Source organism: Rothia sp. HMSC071B01, from assembly GCF_001808945.1.
In the GTDB taxonomy this organism is placed as follows: Bacteria; Actinomycetota; Actinomycetes; order Actinomycetales; family Micrococcaceae; genus Rothia.
This window is the reverse complement of the sequence record NZ_KV795070.1, coordinates 27,636-28,168: the sequence shown is the minus strand read 5'-3', so window position 1 is coordinate 28,168 and position 533 is coordinate 27,636. Positions and strand designations below refer to the sequence as shown.

1 protein-coding gene is annotated in these 533 nt (G+C 66.4%); it reads left to right on the top strand.

What is annotated here, in order from left to right; genetic code table 11:
* Window positions 1-533, top strand: a 533-nt coding sequence (locus HMPREF2527_RS09845) for a biotin/lipoyl-containing protein (RefSeq protein ID WP_305793917.1), incomplete at both ends; no start/stop codon positions are given.

Below are 533 nucleotides of genomic sequence, written 5' to 3'. Positions count from 1 at the left end.
AGGTTGACACCGAGGTTCCCTCCCCCGTAGCAGGTACCCTGCTCGAGATCCGCATCCCCGAGGATGAGGACGCAGAGGTTGGCCAGGTTCTGGCTATCATCGGCGACGCTGCTGCTGCAGCTGCTCCCGCTGCTCCGGCTCCGGTTGCTGAGGCTCCCGCAGCTCCCGCTCCGGTTGCTGAGGCTCCCGCTGCACCCGCTGCTGCTCAGGCTGCTCCCGCAGCTGCTGCTGCAGGCATCGAGGTCGTACTGCCCGCACTGGGCGAGTCCGTCACCGAGGGCACCGTTACCCGCTGGCTGAAGGAAGTTGGCGAGCAGGTTGAGGTTGACGAGCCCCTGGTTGAGGTTTCCACCGACAAGGTTGACACCGAGGTTCCCTCCCCCGTAGCAGGCGTTGTTGAGCAGATTCTCGTCCCCGAGGACGAGGACGTCGAGGTTGGCGCTGCTCTGGCTATCATTGGCGACGGTTCCGGCGCTGCTGCTCCGGCTGCTCCCGCAGCTGCTGAGGCTCCCGCAGCTCCCGCTCCGGTTGCT